Raw genomic sequence first — 15789 nt, 5'->3', positions numbered from 1 at the left:
GGCCTACAGGTCGAGGGCGCGCACGATCGGCACCCCGGCACGGTAGGCGAGGTGCAGGTGGCTCGGGCCGTCGATGACGGCGAGCTCAGCCGGCTGGCCCGGGGCGAGGCGTCGGTCGAGGCCCAGCGACCGGGCCGACACCGCCGTCGCGGCATGGAGCGCCTCCGCCGGTGTCATGCCCATCTCACGCACCGCGAGGGCGATGGCGAAGGGCATCGATGACGAGTAGCAGGTGCCCGGGTTGCAGTCGCTGGCCAGGGCCACGTCGACACCGGCGTCGATGAGGTGACGCGCGTCGGGGTAGGGCGACCGCGTCGAGAACTCCACCCCCGGCAGGAGCGTCGCGACCGTCGTGCCGCGGGCAGCGACAAGCGCGTCGACGTCGGCATCGCTGAGGTAGGTGCAGTGGTCGACGCTGCGTGCCCCGAGCTCACAGGCGAGCTGCACGCCCGGTCCGTGTCCGAGCTGGTTGCCGTGCACCCGCAGGGCCAGCCCCGCGGCACGACCGGCCTCGAGGACCGCACGGGCCTCGTCTCCGTCGAAGGCGTGGGCGGAGTGCGGCTCGCAGAAGACGTCGATGCTCTCGGCCAGCGCGGCGCCGCCTGCGGCGACGACGGCGTCCAGCATCGGACCGATGACGAGCTCGAGGTATGCCGTCCGGTCGGCAGCGTGCTCACGTGGCACGACATGGGCGCCGAGGAACGTTGTGTGAGAGGTGAACTCGCGCGCGATGCGAAGGGAGCGCAGCTCGTCGTCGACGGTGAGACCGTAGCCGCTCTTGATCTCGACCGTCGTCGTGCCCTGGGCCCGCATCTCGGCGACGCGGGCGGCGACGAGGGCGCGCAGCTCGTCGTCGGACGCGGCGCGGGTCGCGGCGACCGAGACGGCGATGCCGCCGCCGTCGTAGGGCGTGCCGGTCATGCGCGCGGCGAACTCCGCGGACCGGTCGCCGGCGAAGACGAGGTGCGTGTGGGAGTCGACGAAGCCGGGGATGACAGCGCGACCACCGAGGTCGCGCCGCTCGTCGGCAGCGGGGGCGTCCGCCTCGAGGCCGACCCACTCGACGACGGCGTCGGGGCCGGCACCGGACACGACGAGCGCGGCGTCGCGCACGATCCCGAGCAGGCTGTCGCCCGGGTCGGCACCGGACGTCTCGGTGCGCTCCGGATCGTTGGTCGTCAGCTCCGAGATGCCGGTGAGGAGGATGCTCACAGGCTCACGGCTCCCGCCACCCGCTCGATGGCGAGGCCGAGCAGACGGCCCACGTCGCCGAGGCGGTGGCGACCGTCACTGACGACGACGTCCCCGCCGACGACGACGGTCGACACGTCTGCGGCGACGCAGGAGTAGATGATCTGGTCGGCGGCCGAGCCCGCCGTGTTGACCGTGTCGGTGCGCACCGTGACGAAGTCTGCGAGGGCGCCCTTGGAGAGGTGACCGCCGTCCGACCAGCCGAGCGCACGGTAGCCGTTGAAGGAGCCCGCGAGGAGCAGGTCGTTGGCGGAGAAGCGGTCGCGCTCGTTGGTGACGAGGCGCTCGTGCATCTCGATGCCGCGCAGCTCGACGAACGGGTCGATGATGACGTGCTGGTCGGTGCCGAGCGAGATGGGGCTGCCGGCGTCGTGCAGGGCCCGGCTCGGGCCGATGCCGTCGGCGAGGTCGCGCTCGGTCGTCGGGCAGATGCACGCCCCGGTGCCCGTGCCACCGAGCAGCTCGATGTCGTGCTCGGTCAGGTGGGTCGCGTGCACGCTCGTCAGGTGGCTGCCGAGCGCCCCGGCCTCGTCGAGCAGCTCCGTCGGTGTGCGGCCGTAGAACATCTGGCAGGCGAGGTTCTCGCCGTGCTGCTCCGAGAGGTGGACGTGCAGCGGCAGGGACCCGGAGGCTGCCACGACCTTCGGCAGGTCCTCACGGCGCACGGCGCGCACGGAGTGGATCGCCGCGCCGAGCCGCACCCGGTCGGTCTCGGGCGATCGGGCCGCCATGCGCTCGGCCCACGCGTCGACGGTGCCGTCGCTGAAGCGGCGCTGCCCGGGGTGCAGCTCGACGTGGCCACCTCCGTTGAGGCCGCCCTCGAGATAGCAGGTGTCGAGCAGCGTGAGGCGGATCCCGGCCTCCTCGGCGGCCTGGCGCACGGCGAGACCCATGGCGTTCGGGTCGCGGTAGCGCTGGCCACCCGGACGGTGGTGCACGTAGTGGAACTCGCCCACGACGGTGAAGCCGGCCAGCACCATCTCGGCGAAGACCGCACGGGCGAGGGCGAAGTACGTGTCGGGGTTGAGCTGCTCGGCAGCGGCGTACATCTGCTCGCGCCAGCTCCAGAAGTTGCCGCCACCGCCGTTGACCCGGCCACGGAGGGCCCGGTGGAAGGCATGGCTGTGGGCATTGGCCATGCCGGGCAGCGTGACACCCGCGAGGCGGATGTCGTCGGGCTCGGCGTCGGCCCCGACGAGGACGTCCTTGATGAGTCCGTCTTGCGTGACGAGCCGAACTCGTCGGGCGAATCCGCCTGTGAGCCATGCGCTCTCGCACCAGTAGGCGGTCATCGTGCGTCTCTCATCGGGACGGCGTCCTTCCGGGTGCAGAGGTCGGTGACGACGGCAGTCAGAGCTGCCACCCCATGGTGGCAGTCCTCGGCGGTCGCGGACTCAGCAGGTGAGTGTGACACACCTGTGGGATTGCGCACGAAGATCATCGCAGCCGAAACTCCGTGTGTGGCAAGGATCCCCGCGTCGTGCCCCGCCCCGGTGCCGAGCAGGGGGGCCTCGGGCAGGACGTCGCGCAGCCGGCTGACGAGCGAGGTGTCGAAGTCGGTGGTCGGCGTCCACGACTCCTCGCGCACGGTGCCGCCGAGGCGCTCGGCCTCCGCGGTGACGGCCTCGACCGTGGCCCGGACCGCCGGGGCGCTGCGTCCGCGCGCGTCGAGCCAGGCCGTGACGTGGCTCGCGATCGCGTTGACCCCGCCCGGCTGCACGTGCACCTTGCCCACGGTGGCGACGCAGCCCAGCCCCACGGCATACGACCGCGTGGCGTGCACGACGTCGGCGAGCGAGAGCATCGCGTCGTGCCGGTCCTCGAGGCGCGTCGTGCCGGCGTGGTTGGCCTCGCCCGGCAGGTCGACGCGCCAACGGCCGTGCGGCCAGATGTCCGTCCCCACGGCGACGGCGCGCGAGGGGTCCGTGAGGTCGTCAGAGCCATCGGGCGCGAGTGCGAGGGCCTTGCCCTGCTCGACGTGCAGCTCGACGAAGCGACCGATGCGGCGGATGGCCTCGGGGTCGGGGCCGAGGGAGTCGGGGTCGCGACCGGCTGCGCGCCACGCCTGCGCCATCGTCACGCCGTCGACGTCCGTGAGCGAGCGCGCGCGGTCGGCGTCGAGGGCGCCGGTGATGAGGCGCGACCCGGCACACGCGACGCCGAAGCGGGCACCCTCCTCGTCGACGAAGTTGACGACGCCGAGCGGCACGTCCGGCTGTACGCCCCGGGCACGCAGGGCGTCGACGACGGCGAGAGCGCTGACGACGCCGAGCGGGCCGTCGAAGGCCCCTCCGTCGGGCACCGAGTCGAGGTGCGAGCCGATGACGACACCGGGGGTCACGTCGGGGTCACCCCACCAGGCCCACTGGTTGCCCGCGCGGTCCTCGACGACCTCGAGACCACGCGTCGCGCACTCCCCCGCGAACCACTCGCGCAGGTCGTGGTCGGTGCGGGTCCATGCGAACCGTCGGTAGCCGCCCGTCTCGGGCGCGCGGCCGACGGTCTCGAGCTGCGCCCACATCCGGTCGAAGGGGACCGGGTCGAGGGGGGTGGTGTCGACAGCGCCGCTGTCGAGGGGGGCAGTCACGACGATCTCCGATCATGGGGCCGGCGTGCTGGGCCGGCGACGTTACTAGTCTGGTTGACATGGACTCTTCGGGTGCCCCTGACCGAGACGACACCGACGAGCGTAGTGACTTCGCCGCCGTCCGCACCCCGGCGATCGATGCGGTCCGCGAGGCGGGCATCGAGCACACGGTGACTCAGCACGGCCGGGTCGGCAGCCTCGAGGAGGCCGCTGCCGCGCGGGGCATCGAGCCGCGCGACCTCATCAAGACCCTCGTCGTGCGCCGCTCCGAGGACGATCACGTCTTCGTGCTCGTCCCGGGCGACCGCACGTTCTCCTGGGCCAAGGTGCGCGCCCTGCTCGGCACCAACCGCATCTCGATGCCCGACGCCGACGCCGCCCGAGCGGTCACGGGCTACGAGCGGGGCACCATCACCCCCTTCGGCTCGGCGACGCGGCTGCCGGTCATCGCCGACACGCACCTCGTGGGCCGGCGGATCTCGATCGGGGGCGGCGCGCACGGCGTCGGCCTCACCGTGCAAGGCGACGACGTCATCCGCCTCTTCGACGCGACCGTCGCCGACATCTCCGACGAGGAGACCCACCGCTCCTGAGCCCGAGTGTCCACCCGTGGCCACATCGGCTCCCTCGAGTGACGTCTTCCGGCCCCCACCCGCGGGACCTGGAGTCACCGGGGCGCACACTGGGGCCATGTCACGAGCCCCGCTGCCGACGAAGCCGTGCGCCCGCTGCGGCCGCACGATCACCTGGCGCAAGGCGTGGGCCCGTGACTGGGACTCGGTGCGCTGGTGCTCCGACAGCTGCCGCAAGCACGGCCTGACCCAGGTCGACCTCCAGCTGCAGGACTCGCTCGAGGCGCTGCTCGACGCCCGTGCGGTCGACGCGTCGGTGTGCCCGAGCGAGGCGGCCCGTGCAGTCGGCGGCGACGACTGGCGCGAGCTCATGGAGCCCGCGCGCATGGCCGCCCGGCGGCTCGTCGCCACCGGCGTCGCACAGATCACGCAGGGTGGGCAGGTCATCGACCCGGACCACGCCAAGGGACCGATCCGGGTGCGCCGCCCCCGCTGAGCCGCCACCGCCCACACCCCCCGCCGGACGGCATACGGCGTCTCAGCCCTCCTGCATGGGGATGCGGACGCCCCGCTCGTGCGCGACGCGGTCGGCGATCTCGTAGCCCGCGTCGACGTGGCGGATGACACCCATGCCGGGGTCGTTGGTGAGGACGCGGGCGAGCTTCTGCGCCGCGAGGTCGGTGCCGTCGGCGAGCGAGACCTGCCCGGCGTGGAGGCTGCGGCCGATGCCGACGCCGCCGCCGTGGTGGATCGAGACCCAGCTCGCACCCGAGCTCGTGTTGACGAGCGCGTTGAGCAGCGGCCAGTCGGCGATCGCGTCGGAGCCGTCGGCCATGGCTTCGGTCTCGCGGTAGGGGCTCGCGACGGAGCCGCTGTCGAGGTGGTCGCGGCCGATGACGATCGGCGCCGAGAGCTCACCCGTGCGCACCATCTCGTTGAACTTCAGACCGGCCTTGTCGCGCTCGCCGTAGCCGAGCCAGCAGATGCGAGCAGGCAGACCCTGGAAGGCGATCCGATCCTGCGCACCGCGGATCCACTTGTGCAGGCGATCGTTGTCCGGGAAGAGCTCGAGGACGGCCTTGTCGGTCGCGGCGATGTCGCGCGGGTCGCCGGAGAGCGCGGCCCAGCGGAACGGGCCCTTGCCCTCGCAGAAAAGCGGGCGGATGTAGGCCGGCACGAAGCCGGGGAACTCGAAGGCGCGGTCGTAGCCACCCTGTCGGGCCTCGTCGCGGATCGAGTTGCCGTAGTCGAAGACCTCGGCGCCGGCGTCCTGGAACTCGACCATCGCCTTGACGTGCTTGGCCATCGAGGCGCGGGCGCGGTCGGTGAAGTCCTCGGGCTTCTTCTCGGCGTACTCGGCCCAGTCCTCGAGCGCGACGCCCTCGGGCAGGTAGCTGAGTGGGTCGTGAGCCGACGTCTGGTCGGTGACGATGTCGATCGCGACGCCGCGACGCAGGAGCTCGGGGAAGACCTCGGCTGCGTTGCCGACGACGCCGACGGACCAGCCGCGCCGCTCGCGCTTGGCAGCGAGCGCCTTCTCGATGGCGTCGTCGAGGTTGGCGGCGACCTCGTCGAGGTAGCGGTGCTCGACGCGGCGGTGCAGGCGAGCGGGGTCGACGTCGACGATGAGGCAGGCGCCGTCGTTCATCGTCACGGCGAGCGGCTGGGCGCCGCCCATGCCTCCGCAGCCGCCGGTGAGGGTGAGGGTGCCGGCGAGCGTGCCGCCGAAGCGCTTCTCGGCCACCGCGGCGAAGGTCTCGTAGGTGCCCTGGACGATGCCCTGGGTGCCGATGTAGATCCACGACCCGGCCGTCATCTGGCCGTACATCGTGAGGCCGAGGTGCTCGAGACGGCGGAACTCGGGCCACGTCGCCCAGTCGCCGACGAGGTTGGAGTTGGCGATGAGCACGCGCGGCGCCCACTCGTGCGTCTGCATGACGCCGACGGGGCGGCCGCTCTGGACCAACATCGTCTCGTCCTGCTTGAGCGTGGTCAGGGTGCGCACCATGGCGTCGAACGACTTCCAGTCGCGCGCTGCCCGGCCCGTGCCGCCGTAGACGACGAGGTCGTCGGGCCGCTCGGCGTTCTCGGGGTCGAGGTTGTTCATCAGCATCCGCAGCGGGGCCTCGGTGGCCCACGACTGCGCGGTCAGCTGCGTGCCGCGTGCCGCGCGGACGGGTCGTGCACCTTCCATGTCACTCTCCTTCGAGGTGGAAAATCGGTGGTATGCCGGGTGGCTCAGTTGAGGGGGCCGGTGACGGACTCGGCCGCGGCGACGACGGCACGGTCCTGCACGGCTCGCCACGCGCCCTCGATGTCGGGAGCGAGGAAGCGGTCGGGCCCGGGGGCGACGTTCGCCCTCGAGCCGAGCGCGGTGATGACGGCCGCCGTTGCGGGCGCCGGCTCCAGCGGAGCGCGCAGCTGTATGCCGCGTGCTGCCGTCAGCAGCTCGATGGCGAGCACCCGGCTGAGGGCGTCGACCGACCGGCGGAGCTTGCGGGCGCCCGACCAGCCCATCGACACGTGGTCCTCCTGCATGGCCGAGCTCGGGATGGAGTCGACCGACGCCGGCACCGCGAGTCGCTTCAGCTCCGAGACCATCGCGGCCTGCGTGTACTGCGCGATCATGAGGCCGGAGTCGACGCCCGGGTCGTCGGCGAGGAAGGGTGGCAGGCCGTGGTTGCGGGCCTTGTCGAGGAAGCGGTCGGTGCGGCGCTCCGACATCGACGCGACGTCGCCGGCGACGATCGCGAGGAAGTCGAGCACGTAGGCGACGGGCGCCCCGTGGAAGTTGCCGTTGGACTCCACCCTGCCGTCGAGGGTGACGACGGGGTTGTCAACGGCGGAGGCGAGCTCGGCCGCGGCGACCCGGGACGCGTGGTCGACGGTGTCGCGGGCCCCGCCGTGCACCTGCGGGGCGCAGCGCAGCGAGTAGGCGTCCTGGACCCGGGTGTCCTCGTCGTTGTCGTGCGAGGCACGGATCGGCGAGCCGGCGAGGACACTGCGGATGTTGGCGGCGGACAACGCCTGGCCGGGCTGGGGCCGCAGTGCCTGCAGGTCCGCGGCGAAGACGTCGTCGCTGCCCATGAGGCCCTCGACGCTCATCGCGGCGGAGATGTCGGCGACCCGGAGCAGGTGCCGGAGGTCGTCGATGGCCAGCACGAGCATGCCGAGCATGCCGTCGGTGCCGTTGATGAGGGCGAGACCCTCCTTCTCGGCGAGCTGGACCGGCTCGATCCCGTTGTCGCGCATGGCAGTTGCCGCGTCGGTGAGGGTGCCGTCGGCGAGCCGCACCGGACCCTCGCCCATGACGGCGAGCGCGCAGTGCGACAGCGGCGCAAGGTCGCCCGAGCAGCCGAGCGAGCCGTACTCGTGCACGACGGGGGTGATGCCGGCACTGAGCAGCGCGGCATACACCCGGGCCGTCTCGAGGCGCACCCCGGTGCGCCCGGTCGCGAGGGTCGAGAGTCGCAGGAGCATGAGGGCGCGCACGACCTCGCGCTCGACCTCCGGGCCGGTGCCGGCGGCGTGCGAGCGCACGAGCGAGCGCTGCAGCTGTGCGCGCAGCGGTGTCGGGATGTGGCGCGTGGCGAGGGCGCCGAAGCCGGTCGAGACGCCGTAGTGCGGCACGGTGTCGTGAGCGAGCGCCTCGATCACCTCACGGCTGCGGGCGATCTCCGCCTCCGCCTCCGCAGAGATCTCGACGGCGGCGTCATGGCGGGCGACGGCGATGATCTCCTCGAGTGCGAGGGGTCCGACGCCCACCGTCACGGTGGCCCGGGGCTGCGTCGCGGGGTGCGGTGCGTTCATGTCTCCATGGAACCGCCCCCGGGGTGGTGCGCGGCACCACGAGGGAGCACAATCGTCTCAGATGCGAGACGTGAGCCCTCAGCGCCGACGGGAGTGGTCGAGATGTCCAATGCGCCCGCTGCGGCCCACGCCCTCGACGTGCTCGAGCACCTCTCGCGGCACGCCGAGCCGGTGCCGGCGGCCTCGATCGCCCGCGACCTCGGACTGCCACGCAGCTCCGTCTACCACCTGCTCAAGGTGCTGCACGCGCGTGGCTACGTCACCCACTACGTCGAGGAGCGGCGCTTCGGTCTCGGCCAAGCGGCCTACGAGCTCGGCTCGGCCTACCAGCGACAGGCGCCGCTCGCCCGTGTCGCCCGGGCCGCGATGCGACGGCTCGTCGACCAGTGCGGCCGCAACGCCCACTTCGCGACCCTCGACGGGCGCGACGTCATCTACCTCCTCGAGGAGCGCGCAGCCGGGCAGCCGATGCTCGTCACCGACGTCGGGGTGCGCCTGCCCGCGCACCTCACGGCGAGCGGCCTCGCCATGCTCTCCGCTCTCCCGGCGAGCCAGGTGCGCGCCCTCTATCCCGACCGGGCGAGCTTCGTGCAGCGCCACGGCACGGGGCCGCGCGGCCTGCCCGAGCTGCGCAGCATGCTCGCCCAGGTCCGCAGCGCCGGCCATGCGCTCGAGGTGGGAACCGTGACCCCCGACCTCTCCTCCGTGGCCGTGCCGGTCATCGACCGCAGCGGCCGGCCGCTCGCCGCCATCGCGGTCACGCTGCGCACCGACGACGCGACCACCGAGCACGTCGCCGAGCTCGTCACGCGGGTGCGCTCGACGGCCACCGAGATCGGCCGGCGCCTCAGCCCGGCGGCAGCCCGCGCCTGACGCGAGCGCGCTTGCCCCGACGACGAATTGCCCGCGACAGCAGACCCGCCCGTCTCCTAGGGTGCCGGGCATGACGGTCTTTCTCATCGGTGGCGGCTGGTCCGACGAGCTCGCGCCGGAGATCTACGGCGGCTTCATCGCCGCAGCCGCGGCAACCGCCGCCGCTCCACCAACCGCCGCTCCACCAACCGCCGCTGCACCAACCGCCGCCCCAGCGGCCCGCCCGCGCGTCCTGCTCGTCCTCATGGGCACCGACGAGGAGTCGCTCGCCTACCACGAGCGCTACCTCCACAAGCTCGAGCTCGTCGGCGGTCAGGAGCTCGAGGTCGTCCGCGTGCCGGAGGGCGACCCGGTCGACCCTGCGGTCGTCGAACGCCTCGGCGACGTCGACGGCCTCTTCGTCGGCGGAGGTCCGACGCCGGAGTACCACGCGTCGCTCCGGCCGGCATACGGCCGCATCAGGGAGCGCGTCACGGAGGGCATGGCCTACGCGGGCTTCTCGGCGGGCGCCGCCATCGCGGGCAGCCACGCCGTCATCGGCGGCTGGCGCATCGACGGCACGCCGGTCTGCCCCGAGGACAGCAACGAGGAGCTCGACCCCGTCACGGTGGTCGAGGGCATCGGCCTCGTCGAGGGCGCCGTCGACGTGCACGCCGCGCAGTGGGGCACCGTCTCGCGCCTCGTCGCCGTCGTCGAGGCGGGTCTCGCGCCCCACGGCATCGCCATCGACGAGGACACGGTGCTCGGCCCGGACGGCCGCGTGCGGGGCGCGGGACGGGTCTGGCACGCCCGCCGCGCCGAGTCCGGAGCGGTGACGCTGACGACGACAGGACCCGCCGGCCCGCCTCGATAGGCTCGGCCCATGCGCGCGATCACGATCCCGGAGCCCGGCGGCCCTGACGCCCTCGTTCTCGACGAGGTGCCTGCCCCCGAGCCCGCTGAGGGCGAGGTGCTCATCGATGTCGTGGCCGCAGGGGTCAACCGCGCGGACGTCATGCAGCGGCTCGGCCACTACCCGCCCCCGCCCGGGGCGTCGGAGTACCCCGGCCTCGAGGTGAGTGGCCGCGTCATCGCGGTCGGCGACGACGTGCAGCAGTGGCAGCCCGGCGACGAGGTGTGCGCGCTCATCGACGGGGGTGGCTACGCCGAGCGGGTCGTCGCCCCGGCCGGCCAGGTGCTGCCGGTGCCCCGCGGTGTCTCCCTCGTCGACGCGGCGGGCCTGCCGGAGGTCGCCGCCACCGTGTGGTCCAACGTCTTCCTCGTCGCCAACATCCAGCCCGGCCAGGTGCTCCTCGTCCACGGCGGCAGCTCTGGCATCGGCACCATGGCGATCCAGCTCGCGAAGGCCGTCGGAGCCCGCGTCGCCGTCACCGCGGGCAGCCGCGAGAAGCTCGACTTCTGCGCATCGCTCGGCGCCGACATCCTCGTCAACTACCGCGAGGAGGACTTCGTCGAGCGGGTGCGCGAGCTCACCGGCGGACATGGCGCCGACGTCATCCTCGACAACATGGGCGCGAAGTACCTCGCGCGCAACGTCGACGTGCTCGCCCCCGGCGGCCGTCTCGTCACCATCGGCCTCATGGGCGGCCGCAAGGCCGAGCTCGATCTCGGCACGCTCCTCGCCAAGCGCGGTGCCGTCATCGCGACCTCCTTGCGCTCGCGGCCTCCGATGGAGAAGGCCGCCATCGTCGCCGCCGTGCGCGAGCACGTGTGGCCGCTCATCGAGTCCGGCCAGGTGCGCCCCGTCATCCACTCGCGCCACCCCCTCGAGCACGCGGCCGAGGCCCACCGCGAGATGGAGGCCTCGGGCCACATCGGCAAGATCCTCCTCACCACCTGAGCTCCGAGGCCGGTTGTCACCCGCCGATGGCGTATGCCGTCCGGCCGGCAACGCCTGCCCCTTCCGTCTGCCGTCCGGTCGGCAACGCGCCGTCCTGACGGGACGATCCGGCCGTGTCGGACTCGTCCGCTGACGCGGGAGGTCGACCGGCGTACCGTCGATCGATGGACCACTTCGGCCGAAGCGGCCCCCGACGACAACGGGAGGTTCACGGTGTTCATCCAGGTCATCCAAGGTCGGTGCACCGACGCCGACGCACTCCACCGGCAGATGGACCGGTGGCGCGAGCAGCTCGAGCCGGGCGCGACTGGCTGGCTCGGCGGGACGTACGGCATCACGGACGACGACGAGTTCGTGGGTGTCGTCCGCTTCGACTCCAGGGCCTCGGCCGAGGCCAACTCGATGCGCCCGGAGCAGGGCACGTGGTGGGAGGAGACGGCGCGGCTCTTCGACGGCGACGTGAGCTTCCACGACTGCGACGACGTGACGATGATGCTCGACGGCGGCAGCGACGACGCCGGTTTCGTCCAAGTCATCCAGGGCCGTCTCAGCGACCCTGAGCAGTTCCGGCACATGATGGAAGGCCCGATGGACATGCTCCACGAGGCCCGGCCCGAGATCATCGGCGGCACCATCGCGATCGACGCAGACGGCTTCTTCACCCAGACGATCTCGTTCCGTACAGAGAGCGAGGCTCGGCAGGGCGAGCAGAAGACCCCGCCCCCGGAGGCGCAGCAGCAGATGGAGCAGATGAACGCCCTCATGAGCGACGTCAGCTACCACGACCTCCACCACCCGTGGTTCGCCACGGCGGGCTCGCACTGAGCGATCCGGCCGTGCCGGTCGTCGGGTGGCCCGCCGGGACGGGGCGCCCGACGACCGGGAAGACCGAGCCTGGCGCCCCACGGCGTGGCCCGACGTCGGTGCGGCAGGATGGGAGCCATGACCTCTGATGAGCAGCAGGCCCCCGGCCGACCCCAGCCTCAGCTCGCCGACGAGGCGCGCGTCGTCATCGTCACCCCCGAGGGCATGGGCGTCGCGTCGTCCGAGGATCCACCGCGCGCGGAAGAGCGGCCCCGTCAGCACGACCACGAGCGCGAGCGCGAACGCACCAACCCCGCCGACCTCGTCGAGGAGCCGGCAAAGGTCATGCGCATCGGCTCGATGATCAAGCAGCTGCTCGAGGAGGTGCGCAACGCGCCGCTCGACGAGGCGGGACGGCGCCGGCTGGCCGACATCCACCACCGGTCGATCGAGGAGCTCAAGGACGGTCTCGCCCCCGAGCTCGTCGACGAGCTCGACCGCATCGCGCTCCCCTTCGGTGAGGACTCCCCGAGCGACGCCGAGCTGCGCATCGCCCAGGCCCAGCTCGTCGGCTGGCTCGAGGGGCTGTTCCACGGCATCCAGACCGCGCTCGTCGCCCAGCAGATGGCGGCGCAGCAACAGCTCCAGCAGATGCGGGCCCTGCCGCCGGGGCCCGGCGCCTCCTACGGCACCCCGCCCGGCATGCACCCCGACGCCGACGGCCGCGAGAGCCCGGGCGGCGGCCCCACGGGCCAGTACCTCTAGCAGCGGGCGGCACCCGCAGAGAGCCGGCCCCTCGTCTGACGAGGGCCGGCTGCCTGTCTGGCCAGGGCCGGCTCGGGCCCGCTCAGAGCCAGCTCGACCGCTCGCGCTCGGTGGGCACGACCGAGGTGTCCCACTGCGCGAACGGGCGCTCGAGGCGGTATCGGAAGTCGGGCTGGCGGCGCAGCACGACCGGCTGTCCGTTGGCGGGGTTCTCGAGCGACTCGAAGTAGTCGACGCTCCAGTGGAACCACCGCATGCAGAACAGCCGCATCGTCAGGCCGTGGGTCACGATGACGACGTTGCGCGGCGCGGCGGGTGTCTCGAAGTTGCGGAACATCGACTCGAGGAACGTCGAGACCCGGTCGTAGACGTCGGCGCCCGACTCGCCGTGCGAGAAGCGGTAGTAGAAGTGGCCGTAGCGGTCGCGCTGCGCCTTCTGCTCGGCGATGTCGGCGGGGTCCTGGAAGTTGGCCCAGTCCTGCTCACGCAGGCGCGGCTCCACCCGCACGTCGCGCTCCGCGACGGGCAGCCCGAGGGCCGCGAGCGTCTGCCGGGTGCGCACGTAGGGCGAGACGTAAACCTCCACCGAGCCCCCGCCCAACATGGCGCGCAGCACCTCGCCAGTCGCCCGGGCCTGCTCCAGCCCTCGCTCGGTCAGTCGCAGCCGGTGGTCCGGCACCCGCTCGTAGACCGTCTCGTCGACGTTGCCCTCGGACTCGCCGTGGCGCACGAGGACGATGCGCTCGGGCCGGTGTGCGAGGCCCTCCGGGGAGCTCACCCGCGCAGCTCGGGGAACTGGTCGTCGCGCCACTCGAGCCGCGGCCGCTCACCCGAGGCGACGAGGTCGCGCTCGCGCCCCCGCAGCTCGACCCGGCGGATCTTGCCCGAGATCGTCTTGGGCAGCTCGAAGAACTCGATGCGCCGCACCCGCTGCCACGGGGCGAGCTTGTCGCGGGCGTGCGCGAGGATCGAGCGCGCGACCTCCTCGCCCGGCTCGAAGCCGGGCGCCAGAGCGATGTAGGCCTTGGGCACGGCGAGGCGCAGCGCGTCGGGGGCCGGCACGACCGCGGCCTCGGCGACCGCCGGGTGCTCGATGAGCACCGACTCGAGCTCGAAGGGGCTGATCTTGTAGTCGCTCGCCTTGAAGACGTCGTCGGTGCGGCCGACGTAGGTGATATAGCCGTCGGCGTCCATCGAGGCGACGTCGCCCGTGTGGTAGAAACCGCCGGCCATCGCGGCGGCGTTGCGCTCCTCGTCGCCCTGGTAGCCGGTCATGAGCGGCACGGGATGCTTCGACAGGTCGAGGCAGATCTCGCCCTCTCGCGCCCCCGACGAGTCCGCTTCGGACACCAGCGCATTCGTGATCGGGTCGACGATCACGACGGGGCATCCAGGCAGAGGCCGGCCCATCGAGCCCGGCTTGACGGGCGAGCCCGGGGTGTTGCCGACGGCGGCGGTCATCTCCGTCTGGCCGTAGCCGTCGCGGATCGTCAGGCCCCAGGCCCGCTCGACCTGCGCGATGACCTCCGGGTTGAGCGGCTCACCCGCGCCGATGACCTCGCGCAGCGAGCCCGCCCCGCCGGAGAGGTCGGACGTGATGAGCATGCGCCACACCGTCGGCGGCGCGCAGAGCGAGGTGACGTCGTGGGTGCGCAGCACCCGGAGCAGCGCCGCAGGGTCGAAGCGCACGTAGTTGTAGACGAAGATCGTGGCCTCCGCCGCCCACGGCGCGAAGAACGAGGACCAGGCGTGCTTGGCCCACCCCGGGCTGCTGATGTTGAGGTGCACGTCGCCCGGCTGGAGCCCGAGCCAGTACATCGTCGACAGGTGCCCCGCCGGGTAGGACGCCTGCGTGTGCTCGACGAGCTTGGGCCGGCTCGTCGTGCCCGACGTGAAGTAGAGGAGCATCCGGTCGTCCGGGCCCGTGCCCGGGTGCTCGGCGGGCCCCACCTCGAGGCTGCGGTATGCGGCGTAGTCGGCCCAGCCCGAGGTGTCGTTGGGTGCCCCGTCGGCCGACGACCCGCCGACGGCGATCCGCACGTAGTCACCGGGCACGTCGTCGAACTTGTGGACCTCGCGCGCGTTGGTGATCACGGCGCGGGCGGATCCGCGCTCCATCCGGTCGACGAGGTCACCGGGGCCGACCGCCGTCGTCGTCGGCATGACGACGGCGCCGAGCTTGATGACGGCCAGCATCGACTCCCACAGCTCGACCTGGTTGCCGAGCATGAGCACGACGGCGTCGCCGCGCCCCACCCCGAGCGAGGCGAGCATGGCCGCGACCTGGTCGGACCGGCGCGCCATCTCGTCGAAGGTGACCGAGGCCGCCGCCTCGTCCTCCTCGACGATCGTCAGGGCGTTGCGGTCGTTGCCCCGGGCCACGGCGTCGAACCAGTCGACGCCCCAGTTCCACCGGTCGCCGAGGTGGGGGAAGGCGAACTCGCGGACGGCCCGCTCGTGCTCACCCCGCAGGCCGAGCAGCTGGTCACGGGAGGCGCGGTAGGCGTCGGTGGCGCTCGTCGTCGAGGTCGTCGTCGTCATGGTCCGACTGTGCCACGAGCCGGGCGGTGCCGGCAGGGACTGCGCCGGAGAGCCCCCCTCAGTCGCCGGGGCCGCTCAGGTCACGTGGCGCCCGGCGACGCTCCTCGGCCAGCTCGGGCCGCGGGGCCCGCTCGCCCTGCGGCGCGGCTGTCGTGTCGGCCCCGCCGAGGTCGCGCTCACCGGCAGACGGCTCGGGAGCCTCGGACACGTATCCGCGACCGTGGCGACGCCGCAGGTCGTCCTCGTCGATGAGCCGGTTGATGAGCTGCTGCACGACGTTGCTGTTGGGGATGTTGGTGAGGTTCTCGTCGGGACTGTCACCGGCCGACTCGATGTGCAGCGACCCCGCGCGGATCATCCGGTCGAGCAGCGTCTGCTGGAAGCTCACGTCGGTGATCTTCGACAGCGTGATGTCCTTGCCCTGCTTCGTGAGGATGCCGCGGCGCACCATGACCCGGTGGCTCGTGATGACGTAGTGCGTCGTGCGCCAGCGGAAGTAGGGCACGACGACCGCCGGGATCGCGACGAGCACGAGCACGGCGACGGCGATCCACTGGATGAGGTTGCCGGTGTCGTCGTCGGGTGTCTGGATGACGATGAAGACGCAGGCTGCGGCGAGCAGCAGCCCGAAGATGGTCGGCACGACGACCGTGAGCCAGTGTGGGTGCAGGTCGCGCTCGACCTTCTCTCCCTTGGCCAGCACGTTCTCGGGGAACCCCACGACGTCCTCCTTCAGCAGTGGGCAC

General features: G+C 72.4%; 15 protein-coding genes. 7 read left to right on the top strand and 8 right to left on the bottom strand.

The features are described 5' to 3' along the window. Positions 1 to 3: 3 nt before the first annotated feature. Genes hutI through FBY41_RS21425 form a run of 3 tightly spaced genes read right to left on the bottom strand, consistent with a single transcriptional unit; the run spans position 4 to position 3772 of the window. Positions 4 to 1212 carry an imidazolonepropionase gene (gene hutI, locus FBY41_RS21435; RefSeq protein ID WP_141846994.1) on the bottom strand — a complete coding sequence of 403 codons (1209 nt, stop codon included), beginning with the start codon at positions 1210 to 1212 and terminating at the stop codon, positions 4 to 6. Beyond that, positions 1209 to 2543, bottom strand: coding sequence for a formimidoylglutamate deiminase (locus tag FBY41_RS21430; protein ID WP_141846992.1), 1335 nt, complete (start codon positions 2541 to 2543; stop codon positions 1209 to 1211). The genes hutI and FBY41_RS21430 overlap by 4 nt, the downstream gene beginning before the upstream one ends. Further along, the gene (locus FBY41_RS21425) at positions 2540 to 3772 is read right to left on the bottom strand and encodes an allantoate amidohydrolase (RefSeq protein WP_141847152.1); all 1233 of its coding nucleotides are present in this window, start codon (positions 3770 to 3772) and stop codon (positions 2540 to 2542) included. Before FBY41_RS21425 ends, FBY41_RS21430 begins: the two co-directional genes overlap by 4 nt. 125 nt (positions 3773 to 3897) lie before the next feature. Here FBY41_RS21425 and FBY41_RS21420 point away from each other — a divergent pair, with 125 nt between their 5' ends. Together FBY41_RS21420 and FBY41_RS21415 are read left to right on the top strand one after the other, a co-directional pair. Then, entirely contained in the window at positions 3898 to 4431 is a 534-nt protein-coding gene (locus FBY41_RS21420) for an aminoacyl-tRNA deacylase (protein WP_141846990.1), read from the top strand. Positions 4432 to 4528: 97 nt separating this feature from the next. After that, positions 4529 to 4906 (top strand): DUF2256 and DUF3253 domain-containing protein, encoded by a 378-nt coding sequence (locus tag FBY41_RS21415; RefSeq protein WP_141846988.1) that lies wholly within the window; start codon positions 4529 to 4531, stop codon positions 4904 to 4906. 42 nt (positions 4907 to 4948) lie between these two features. On the opposite strand, the gene hutU is transcribed toward FBY41_RS21415, so the two are convergent. Both hutU and hutH read right to left on the bottom strand, forming a co-directional pair. After that, positions 4949 to 6604, bottom strand: coding sequence for a urocanate hydratase (gene hutU, locus FBY41_RS21410; protein ID WP_141846986.1), 1656 nt, complete (start codon positions 6602 to 6604; stop codon positions 4949 to 4951). A 44-nt stretch (positions 6605 to 6648) separates the two neighbouring features. Further along, a complete protein-coding gene (hutH, locus tag FBY41_RS21405) occupies positions 6649 to 8220 on the bottom strand; it encodes a histidine ammonia-lyase (protein WP_141846984.1) in 1572 nt (523 codons plus the stop codon). A gap of 102 nt (positions 8221 to 8322) precedes the next feature. Here hutH and FBY41_RS21400 point away from each other — a divergent pair, with 102 nt between their 5' ends. The 5 genes from FBY41_RS21400 to FBY41_RS21380 all read left to right on the top strand — a co-directional run bounded on the left by FBY41_RS21400 (position 8323) and on the right by FBY41_RS21380 (position 12502). Further along, a complete protein-coding gene (locus FBY41_RS21400; protein ID WP_141846982.1) occupies positions 8323 to 9093 on the top strand; it encodes an IclR family transcriptional regulator in 771 nt (256 codons plus the stop codon). 70 nt (positions 9094 to 9163) lie between these two features. Continuing rightward, on the top strand, positions 9164 to 9946 hold the full coding sequence (locus FBY41_RS21395) for a Type 1 glutamine amidotransferase-like domain-containing protein (protein WP_141846980.1): 783 nt from the start codon (positions 9164 to 9166) through the stop codon (positions 9944 to 9946). Between the two features lie 9 nt (positions 9947 to 9955). Beyond that, positions 9956 to 10933: an NAD(P)H-quinone oxidoreductase gene (locus FBY41_RS21390; RefSeq protein ID WP_141846978.1), complete on the top strand. Its 978-nt coding sequence runs from the start codon at positions 9956 to 9958 to the stop codon at positions 10931 to 10933. Between the two features lie 213 nt (positions 10934 to 11146). Then, positions 11147 to 11758 carry a hypothetical protein gene (locus FBY41_RS21385; RefSeq protein ID WP_141846976.1) on the top strand — a complete coding sequence of 204 codons (612 nt, stop codon included), beginning with the start codon at positions 11147 to 11149 and terminating at the stop codon, positions 11756 to 11758. 117 nt (positions 11759 to 11875) lie between these two features. Then, entirely contained in the window at positions 11876 to 12502 is a 627-nt protein-coding gene (locus tag FBY41_RS21380; protein ID WP_141846974.1) for a bacterial proteasome activator family protein, read from the top strand. Positions 12503 to 12584: 82 nt separating this feature from the next. Here the strand turns inward: FBY41_RS21380 and FBY41_RS21375 are convergent, their stop codons facing one another. Genes FBY41_RS21375 through FBY41_RS21365 form a run of 3 tightly spaced genes read right to left on the bottom strand, consistent with a single transcriptional unit; the run spans position 12585 to position 15764 of the window. Beyond that, entirely contained in the window at positions 12585 to 13280 is a 696-nt protein-coding gene (locus tag FBY41_RS21375) for a histidine phosphatase family protein (protein WP_141846972.1), read from the bottom strand. Then, positions 13277 to 15043 carry an AMP-binding protein gene (locus FBY41_RS21370; RefSeq protein ID WP_141846969.1) on the bottom strand — a complete coding sequence of 589 codons (1767 nt, stop codon included), beginning with the start codon at positions 15041 to 15043 and terminating at the stop codon, positions 13277 to 13279. Before FBY41_RS21370 ends, FBY41_RS21375 begins: the two co-directional genes overlap by 4 nt. Positions 15044 to 15101: 58 nt before the next feature. After that, positions 15102 to 15764 (bottom strand): PH domain-containing protein, encoded by a 663-nt coding sequence (locus FBY41_RS21365; protein ID WP_141846967.1) that lies wholly within the window; start codon positions 15762 to 15764, stop codon positions 15102 to 15104. Between the last annotated feature and the right edge of the window lie 25 nt (positions 15765 to 15789).

Source organism: Humibacillus xanthopallidus (assembly GCF_006716675.1).
GTDB classification, from domain to species: Bacteria; Actinomycetota; Actinomycetes; order Actinomycetales; family Dermatophilaceae; genus Humibacillus; species Humibacillus xanthopallidus_B.
The sequence above is the reverse complement of the archived record's forward strand: the minus strand, read 5'-3'. Positions and strand labels throughout refer to the sequence as shown.

Excerpts from the sequence above, each read along its gene's own strand:
- hutU (WP_141846986.1), bottom strand. The coding sequence starts at position 6,604 with ATGGAAGGTGCACGACCCGTCCGCGCGGCACGCGGCACGCAGCTGACC.
- FBY41_RS21430 (WP_141846992.1), bottom strand. The coding sequence starts at position 2,543 with ATGACCGCCTACTGGTGCGAGAGCGCATGGCTCACAGGCGGATTCGCC.
- FBY41_RS21370 (WP_141846969.1), bottom strand. The coding sequence starts at position 15,043 with ATGACGACGACGACCTCGACGACGAGCGCCACCGACGCCTACCGCGCC.
- FBY41_RS21415 (WP_141846988.1), top strand. The coding sequence starts at position 4,529 with ATGTCACGAGCCCCGCTGCCGACGAAGCCGTGCGCCCGCTGCGGCCGC.
- FBY41_RS21390 (WP_141846978.1), top strand. The coding sequence starts at position 9,956 with ATGCGCGCGATCACGATCCCGGAGCCCGGCGGCCCTGACGCCCTCGTT.
- hutH (WP_141846984.1), bottom strand. The coding sequence starts at position 8,220 with ATGAACGCACCGCACCCCGCGACGCAGCCCCGGGCCACCGTGACGGTG.
- FBY41_RS21400 (WP_141846982.1), top strand. The coding sequence starts at position 8,323 with ATGTCCAATGCGCCCGCTGCGGCCCACGCCCTCGACGTGCTCGAGCAC.
- FBY41_RS21420 (WP_141846990.1), top strand. The coding sequence starts at position 3,898 with ATGGACTCTTCGGGTGCCCCTGACCGAGACGACACCGACGAGCGTAGT.
- FBY41_RS21425 (WP_141847152.1), bottom strand. The coding sequence starts at position 3,772 with ATGTGGGCGCAGCTCGAGACCGTCGGCCGCGCGCCCGAGACGGGCGGC.
- FBY41_RS21395 (WP_141846980.1), top strand. The coding sequence starts at position 9,164 with ATGACGGTCTTTCTCATCGGTGGCGGCTGGTCCGACGAGCTCGCGCCG.
- FBY41_RS21380 (WP_141846974.1), top strand. The coding sequence starts at position 11,876 with ATGACCTCTGATGAGCAGCAGGCCCCCGGCCGACCCCAGCCTCAGCTC.